The following is a 1,242-nucleotide window of genomic DNA, read 5'->3' on the forward strand; positions in this document are numbered from 1 at the left end:
GTCGGGGTCCGAGGGGTGGTCGGGGTGGTCAGGACCGCACGAGGCGGGCGATGGCGTCGGACGCCTCCTTGACCTTGGCGTCGGCGACCTCGCCGCCCTGGCGGGCGGCGTCGGCCACGCAGTGCGCCAGGTGGTCGTCGAGCAGCTGCAGCGCCACGGACTGCAGGGCCTTGGTCGCGGCGGACACCTGGGTGAGCACGTCGATGCAGTAGGTGTCCTCCTCGACCATGCGCTGCAGGCCGCGGACCTGGCCCTCGATGCGGCGCAGCCGCTTGAGCACCTGGTCCTTGTCGTCGTCGTAGCCGGGCACGGCAGCCTCCTGGTCGTCGCGGTCACCCTCGTCAACAAGGTACCCCCAGGGGGTATTTTTCCGCGAGTCCGGCGGTGCCGGGGACGGCGAAGCCCCGCCCGGAGGGGTCCGGGCGGGGCTTCGCGTCAGGGGTGCGGCGTCGGGGCCGCGGCGTCAGCCGGCGGTGGGGTTCCAGCCGTCGGTGCCGGCCAGGTAGGCGGCGGCGGTGTAGCGCTCGGCGTCCGCGTCGCTGAGCTGCGGGCGCGCGGCCGGGTCGACGACCGCGGCGCCGGCGCCGGTGTTGCGGTGCTCCGCGAAGCGGCCGGCGGTCCACGGGACGTCACGGGTGGCGTCCTTGTACCCGCGCCACGGGCTGGCACCGATCGCCGCGCCGATCTCGCTGTCGCGGACGACGACCTGCGCGACCGCCGTCGGCGTCTCGGGGTAGGGGCGGCCCAGGTACGCGGTGCCCGCCGCGCCGTCGGTGAGGATGCGGCTGCCCGTGATGAGGAAGCCGTGCTCGAAGGAGGCGTCGACCGACGAGTCGGTCATGGCGTTGCCCGGGCGGTTCAGCAGGTGGAAGGTGCTGTCCGCGAAGACGGCGGTGCCGCGACCGATCAGCGCGTCGGCGCCGCCCTCCACGAACACCCGGTGGAAGTACGCCCGGGCCGCCGTGGTCGGGTTGGGGCTGCCGATCTTGAGGGCCTGCTTGTCCCCGAGGATGCGGACGTCCTCGAACACGCTCTTGTCGCCCTGGGTCTGCAGGGCGGTGGAGGCGCCGGTGTTCGACACCGTCAGGTTCCTCACCGTCCAGCCCTGCCCGCTGATCTGCACGGTCGCCACCGTGCCGCTGGAGGTGATGACCGTGTCCTCCGGGCCAGTCCCCGCACCGAGCAGGGTGACGTTCCTGCGGGCGCTGCTCACCGTCCCGGTGTAGGTGCCGGGCTGGACGG

Annotated in this window: 2 protein-coding genes; both read right to left on the reverse strand. The window is 73.7% G+C overall.

Annotated features, from left to right (window positions below; translation table 11 throughout):
• Nucleotides 1–28: 28 nt before the first annotated feature.
• A complete protein-coding gene (locus GTR00_RS21155; protein WP_166613481.1) occupies nucleotides 29–310 on the reverse strand; it encodes a metal-sensitive transcriptional regulator in 282 nt (93 codons plus the stop codon).
• Nucleotides 311–463: 153 nt separating this feature from the next.
• Nucleotides 464–1,242, reverse strand: a 779-nt coding sequence (locus GTR00_RS21160) for a pectinesterase family protein (protein ID WP_205706349.1), incomplete at its 5' end; no start/stop codon positions are given.

Origin of the sequence: Kineococcus indalonis (assembly GCF_009906395.1) — a bacterium.
Lineage (GTDB): Bacteria > Actinomycetota > Actinomycetes > Actinomycetales > Kineococcaceae > Kineococcus > Kineococcus indalonis.